Annotated in this window: 8 protein-coding genes and 1 pseudogene; 6 read left to right on the top strand and 3 right to left on the bottom strand. The window is 62.2% G+C overall.

What is annotated here, in order from left to right:
- Both EOA86_RS38725 and EOA86_RS19790 read left to right on the top strand, forming a co-directional pair.
- A partial coding sequence (locus EOA86_RS38725; RefSeq protein WP_281035677.1) for a NepR family anti-sigma factor occupies positions 1-104 on the top strand: 104 nt, incomplete at its 5' end.
- Positions 105-107: 3 nt separating this feature from the next.
- A complete protein-coding gene (locus tag EOA86_RS19790; RefSeq protein WP_029348707.1) occupies positions 108-659 on the top strand; it encodes an RNA polymerase sigma factor in 552 nt (183 codons plus the stop codon).
- Between the two features lie 53 nt (positions 660-712).
- Here EOA86_RS19790 and EOA86_RS19785 read toward each other — a convergent pair whose 3' ends face one another.
- Positions 713-1,093, bottom strand: coding sequence for a response regulator (locus tag EOA86_RS19785; protein ID WP_128343192.1), 381 nt, complete (start codon positions 1,091-1,093; stop codon positions 713-715).
- A gap of 186 nt (positions 1,094-1,279) precedes the next feature.
- Here EOA86_RS19785 and EOA86_RS19780 point away from each other — a divergent pair, with 186 nt between their 5' ends.
- From EOA86_RS19780 to EOA86_RS19770, 3 genes are all read left to right on the top strand, one after another.
- On the top strand, positions 1,280-2,041 hold the full coding sequence (locus tag EOA86_RS19780) for a Crp/Fnr family transcriptional regulator (protein ID WP_128343190.1): 762 nt from the start codon (positions 1,280-1,282) through the stop codon (positions 2,039-2,041).
- A gap of 126 nt (positions 2,042-2,167) precedes the next feature.
- On the top strand, positions 2,168-2,494 hold the full coding sequence (locus tag EOA86_RS19775) for a DUF883 family protein (RefSeq protein ID WP_029348705.1): 327 nt from the start codon (positions 2,168-2,170) through the stop codon (positions 2,492-2,494).
- A 12-nt stretch (positions 2,495-2,506) separates the two neighbouring features.
- Positions 2,507-2,971 carry a hypothetical protein gene (locus EOA86_RS19770; protein ID WP_128343189.1) on the top strand — a complete coding sequence of 155 codons (465 nt, stop codon included), beginning with the start codon at positions 2,507-2,509 and terminating at the stop codon, positions 2,969-2,971.
- Positions 2,972-3,068: 97 nt separating this feature from the next.
- Here EOA86_RS19770 and EOA86_RS19765 read toward each other — a convergent pair whose 3' ends face one another.
- Entirely contained in the window at positions 3,069-4,586 is a 1,518-nt protein-coding gene (locus EOA86_RS19765; RefSeq protein ID WP_245497318.1) for an HWE histidine kinase domain-containing protein, read from the bottom strand.
- A gap of 166 nt (positions 4,587-4,752) precedes the next feature.
- Here EOA86_RS19765 and EOA86_RS19760 point away from each other — a divergent pair, with 166 nt between their 5' ends.
- A complete protein-coding gene (locus tag EOA86_RS19760; RefSeq protein ID WP_029348704.1) occupies positions 4,753-4,953 on the top strand; it encodes a hypothetical protein in 201 nt (66 codons plus the stop codon).
- Positions 4,954-4,982: 29 nt separating this feature from the next.
- Here the strand turns inward: EOA86_RS19760 and EOA86_RS19755 are convergent.
- Positions 4,983-5,552 (bottom strand): annotated as a pseudogene (locus tag EOA86_RS19755) (diacylglycerol kinase family lipid kinase); the annotation flags it as partial.

Raw genomic sequence — 5,552 nt, 5'->3', positions numbered from 1 at the left:
TCAAACAATATTACGACGAACTGGTCTCCGACAACGTGCCGGATCGCTTCGCCCAATTGCTCAGCCAATTGGAACAGGCCCAACCTGCACGGAAAAAGGACTGAGGCATGGCGGCCGTCTCCCAGAGCTTCAAGACGGATCTGCTCGGCTCGATTCCGAGCCTGCGGGCCTTTGCCGTGTCATTGACGCAAAACGCCGACAAGGCCGACGATCTGGTGCAGGAAACACTGGTGAAGGCCTGGGACAAGCATGAAAGCTTCGAGCCGGGCACCAATCTCAAGGCCTGGCTGTTCACCATCCTGCGCAACGAATTCTATTCCCAGATGCGCAAGCGCGGCCGCGAGGTGCAGGACAGCGACGGCATCATGACGGCCAGGCTAGCCGTCCATCCGGCCCAGCACGGCCAGCTCGACCTCAAGGACTTTCGTAGCGCGCTCGAGCAATTGCCCGAGGACCAGCGCGAAGCCATCATCCTCATCGGCGCGTCGGGCTTTTCCTACGAGGAAGCCGCCGAGATTTGCGGCTGCGCGGTCGGAACGATCAAGAGCCGCGTCAGCCGCGCCCGCACGCGGCTGCAGGAAATCCTGAAGATTTCCGGTGATGACGAGTTTGGCCCGGATGCGATATCGGCTCAGGTGACGGGGTCGAACGCCGCCTGAACTGTCCCTCGACAATATGGGCCCCGGTAATATCGGTCCCGGTTTTCCGGACATCAAACAAGAGGGCCGCGCCCGCACGCCGCCGCCACTGCCTCCACGAGATCGTCTCCCGAATAAGGCTTGGTGACCAATCTGACATCCGGAAAGGAAACCTTGATTTCGTCTATGTCGGAATAGCCCGAGGCGAAGACGAAAGGCACGCCCGATTCGCGCAGCCGCGAAGCGAAATCGAGCGTCGAAGCGCCGCCAAGCATGAGATCGACGATGGCGGCGTCGAATTGCGAGGCAACGCTCTTCCGATCGATCTCACCCAGATTGCGGGCGATGATCACGTCGCCGGCGCCGTAGTCGCGGCAAAGCTGCTCGACATCCATGGCGATCAGGAATTCATCCTCCAGAACAAGAATCCGCAATCCGTCCAGCAAGGGGGGCAAGCAATGTCTCCATGGGGCGCAGGGAACAGAGGAATCATGATCCCTATTTGGCTTCCTGTCATTTAAAGTTATTTGGCATGCTGTCATTTAAAAAAGACATGCCCGTCGCGGATGGCGGAACCTCGATGCCTGCAGGGCGTTTGCTATCGCCTTCCGGAAGAGGGCCGCTTTCGAAGAGGAATTGAAATGCCTGGCCAGAACGGCCGTTCTTTTTCCACCCGCCGGTATTCATGTGAGAACTGCCCACTGCGGCCGTTGCCGGCGTTCCGGGCATTCGAGAAGCAGGAACTTGTCTTCGTCGACGCGGTCAAGAAGGGCGAACTGGCCGTCGACAAGGGAGCTACGGTTCTGGTGGAGGGAAGCCACAGCGCCCATCTCTATACGGTGCTGTCGGGTTGGGCTTTCCGCTACAAATTGCTGTCGGATGGCCGCCGCCAGATTTTGAACTATTCCATGCCAGGCGATCTCATCGGCTTGCAAGGCAGTCTGATGGGAGAAATGCAGCATTCCGTGGAAGCGCTGTCGCCGATGCTGCTCTGCGTTTTCGAGCGGGAAGCCCTTCCCGAACTCTACCGCAGCCATCCGGGCCTCGCCTACGACATCACCTGGATCGCCTCGCGAGAGGAACGCATGCTGGACGAGAACCTGCTCAGTATTGGCAGACGCACCGCGCTCGAGCGTGCAGCCTATCTCATCGCGTTCATCTCCAGCCGCGCCAGGGTGCTCGGGCTGAACGGCAGGACGCCCGTGCAGATTCCGATCACGCAGCAGCATCTCGCCGATACCCTCGGCCTGTCGCTGGTCCACACCAACAAGACGATCCGCAAGCTGATGGACCGCAAGCTTATCTTCTGGCGCGACGGCGGCTGCGAGGTGGTCGACAACGAAAGGCTCAAGGAACTCGCCGGCTGGCAAGGGTTGAGCGAAGCTCGCCGACCGCTGATCTGAGCGGCTACCGGAGACGTGCCGGGCTGGACTCGCTTGCGGAAACATCCTTTCATGGGAGTTGTTCCGATTTCGGAACCTTGGGGTGGGTCGAACGTTTCGACCCGAGCAAACGCAAGGAGTCAAGTGATGGCGACTGCCGCAGGAAAGTCCCCGAACGAAAGCCGGACGAATTCGGACCTTGAAGCCGATATCAGGCAGTTGAAAGTCGACATTCAGAAACTCACCGAACAGCTGGCCGAGACCGGCCAACATGGTTACGGGGCTGCTCGTCGCGTTGCCGCGGAAGGAATGGAACAATTGCGCGCCCAAGGCGAAGCAGCGTTTGAAAATATGCGCAGCAACGCCAGGGACCTCGAAGCCCAAGTGGTGGCGAGCGTGCGCGAAAAGCCGGTGACGTCTCTGGCGATCGCGGCAGGCGTCGGCTTTCTGTTCGCGCTTCTCGCGCGCCGCTAAGCCTCAGCCCAGATGGGAATGCTGGCATCGTTGGTCTCGGGGCTCGCCTCGGGTGAAGCCGTGGCAGCCGTGCGCCGCGCGCGCACGGCTGCAATCGTCTATGCGCTCGCAGCACTTGCCGCACTGTGCGGCATCGGTTTCCTGGTCGGTGCGGCCTATGTCTGGGTGGCGGGGCGCTACGGGCCGATGGCAGCCTGCCTCGGTTTTGGGGTCGGTTTCCTGGTGATCGCAGGGCTTCTCCTGCTCTTCCATCAGCTGTCGGCCGGCGCGCGCGCCCGACGCCGGGCGCGGAGGCGCCAAGCCGATATGAAGGCGGTCGGCATCACGGCCGCGCTCGCCGTGCTGCCGGCGCTACTCAAAGGAAAAGGCGGCCTGGGCACCATACTCGGCCCAGCGATCGCACTCGCCGCCTACGCCATCTACCGCGAGAACGTGAAGCCCGATGCCGACGATCCGGATGCCGGCGAAGCGAAATAGCTCGAAGCGATTGTTCTTGTTGACCACAATCTAATCCCAAAACCGGGCTGCACTTTTCGCTGACGCGGACCTTCGGTTCGGGATCATGGCCGGGCCGTCACTTCGGCAGATCCTCCAGCGGCATCGATATTTCGGCGAATACGCCTTCCGGCCGGAATTCGTGGGTCACTTCGCTGGAGATGACCTTGGCCAGGCTGCGGCGGATCAGGATCGAGCCGAAGCCATGGCGTTCGGGCGAGGCAACTTCAGGCCCGCCGCTTTCGCGCCAGGTCAGCACCAGGCGCCGTGCGCCTTTCCGGCCCTGTGCCTGCCAGTCGAGATCGACCTTGCCCGAAGCCGCCGATAGCGCTCCGTATTGCAGCGCATTGCTGGCCAGTTCATGTAGAATCAGGCCAAGCCCGACTGCCTGGTCGGGCGAAAGCAGCAGATCGGCGCCTGAGATCGTCATGCGCGGCTGCTCGGCGGTGTCGAACGGCTTGACCTCGATCTGCACGAGTTCGCGGATGCCAATGCCGCGCCACTCGCGGTCGGACAGCAGGCTGTGGGCGGCGCCCAGCGCCTGAAGCCTGGCGCTGAAGGCTTCAAGGAATTCGCTGGGCTGGCGCGCATGGCGAACGGTCTGCGTCGCCAGCGCCTGCACCGTCGCCAGCGTGTTCTTGACGCGATGGTTCAGCTCGCGCAGCAAGAGCCGTTGCCGCTCGTCGCCGAGCTTGCGTTCGGTGATGTCGTAATTGACGCCGAAGATCAGCGTCGGCTTGCCGTCGCCGTCGCGCTCGATGACACGGCCGCGCGTCGCGAGCCAGCGCGGCGGAGTGAAGCCCTTGACGCGGTATTCGCCAAAATAGTCGTCGCTGCCAGTCAGCGCGTCACGAAAGCGCGTCTCGGTCTGGTAGACATCACGCGGGTCGATGGCGGCAAGGATATCGCGCGCCCTCAGCCGATTCGAGCGCGGCAGGCCGAACAGCTCGGACAACCGGACATCGCATTCGATCATATCGGTGTGGATATCCCATGCCCAGCTTGCGAGCGAGGCGGCATCGAGCGCGATGCCGCGCCGTTTTTCCTCTCGCGCCAGCGCCGCAGCGATGCTGGCGCCGTTGCGGGTGGCGTCCTTCAATGCGAACAGGCTGGCGGCGAGGCTGGCGAGCGCCGTCAATTGTTCGAGCTGGGCGGCAGACGGCGACGCGCGCGGCTTCCGGTCGAGCACGCAGAGCGTGCCAATCCGGGCGCCGGCCACCACAATCGCCACACCCGCATAGAAACGGACATGGTGCTGGCCAGTGACCAGCGGGCTGGCGTTGAAGCGTGAATCCGTGGTCGCATCGGTCACCACCATCGGCTGGTCGCCGGCGGCAATGGTATGGGCGCAGAAAGATGCATCTGTCGAGGCCTCGGTCTCATCCAGGCCGACACAGGACTTGAACCGTTGCCGCTCGACATCGACCAGCGTCACCAGCGCGATGGGCGCTAGCATCACCGCGGCGGCAAGAGCGCTGATATGGTCGAAGTCACGATCGGCCGCCGTGTCGAGGGCGTCGAGACCGTGCAGTACTGCAAGCCGGTCCTGCGCCCCTACCACACTATGGACGTCGACCGGCAAATTCGGCTTTTTCACTACCCTGCTATCCACAAGGCCCCCAAGTGCTTGCAGCCATTCTCGCCAGTTGCCTGCGTCTGAACCGGAACCTTCGCCTTGAGGAACCGTTACCCAACCACGTTTTGCCAGCCGCGCCCGCCAGCGCCAAACGACATGCCAGCGCCAAACGAAATGGAGGCCGATCATGCCCAGGATCGTTCCTGAAGACAAAGCCCGCCAGGGACGCTGGGGGTGGCACACTTTCCGTATCTTGATCGCCGCGCTGCTTTTGGCGTTTATCGCCTGGGGCATCGCAGAGATCTACGGCAACATGATAGACAAGACGTCGACAACCGAACAGGGCGAGCTTCCCAGGGGCGAACAGGGCGAGATTCCCAAAGGCTGAAGCTATCCGATCGACTGTGCCGGACTGCATCACGCTGCCTTCGCTTGGACAGCGCGCGCCGGGACCAGAACGTTCAGCGCGCCAGGATGGATTTCGATCGTCGTTTCGGGGTCAAGCCTGACCAGTTCGCCGTCCATGACGGCGCGGAACTTCTTGGCAGCCGAGTGCACTTTCAAAACGGCCCGGTCAGCCTGGTGGATTTCCACATGCGCACTGTCGCGCCATTTGCCGCGCGCCATGTCGAAAAGGACCCTGAGCAGTTCGCCACGTCGCCGCGCCACCGTGACATAGATGCCGAGCACGCCGCCGGCGGGGTTGTCGGCATAGGGCAGGTGACCCTCACCGAAGAGATTGTTGGTGATGCCGATGCCGGTGGTGCGCGTCACGATCTCGGATTCGCCGATGGTCAGCGTCACCTTCATTGCCGACGGGTTGTTGATCGCCGCCCACGCAGCCTTGACTGAAGCCCGCATCTTTCCCAACCGCGAGCCAAACTCCATGGTCTGGCGAAGCTGAACCATCCTGGCATGCATGCCGATCGAGAACTGATGCACGAATGGCTTATTGTTGGCTGTTGCCATATCGACTGCGATCACCTC

Origin of the sequence: Mesorhizobium sp. M5C.F.Ca.IN.020.32.2.1 (genome assembly GCF_004023105.1) — a bacterium.
GTDB lineage: Bacteria > Pseudomonadota > Alphaproteobacteria > Rhizobiales > Rhizobiaceae > Mesorhizobium > Mesorhizobium wenxiniae.
Note: the sequence above shows the minus strand (reverse complement) of the source record. Positions and strands in the feature narration are given on the sequence as shown.

Excerpts from the sequence above, each read along its gene's own strand:
- EOA86_RS19760 (WP_029348704.1), top strand. The coding sequence starts at position 4,753 with ATGCCCAGGATCGTTCCTGAAGACAAAGCCCGCCAGGGACGCTGGGGG.
- EOA86_RS19790 (WP_029348707.1), top strand. The coding sequence starts at position 108 with ATGGCGGCCGTCTCCCAGAGCTTCAAGACGGATCTGCTCGGCTCGATT.
- EOA86_RS19780 (WP_128343190.1), top strand. The coding sequence starts at position 1,280 with ATGCCTGGCCAGAACGGCCGTTCTTTTTCCACCCGCCGGTATTCATGT.
- EOA86_RS19775 (WP_029348705.1), top strand. The coding sequence starts at position 2,168 with ATGGCGACTGCCGCAGGAAAGTCCCCGAACGAAAGCCGGACGAATTCG.
- EOA86_RS19770 (WP_128343189.1), top strand. The coding sequence starts at position 2,507 with ATGGGAATGCTGGCATCGTTGGTCTCGGGGCTCGCCTCGGGTGAAGCC.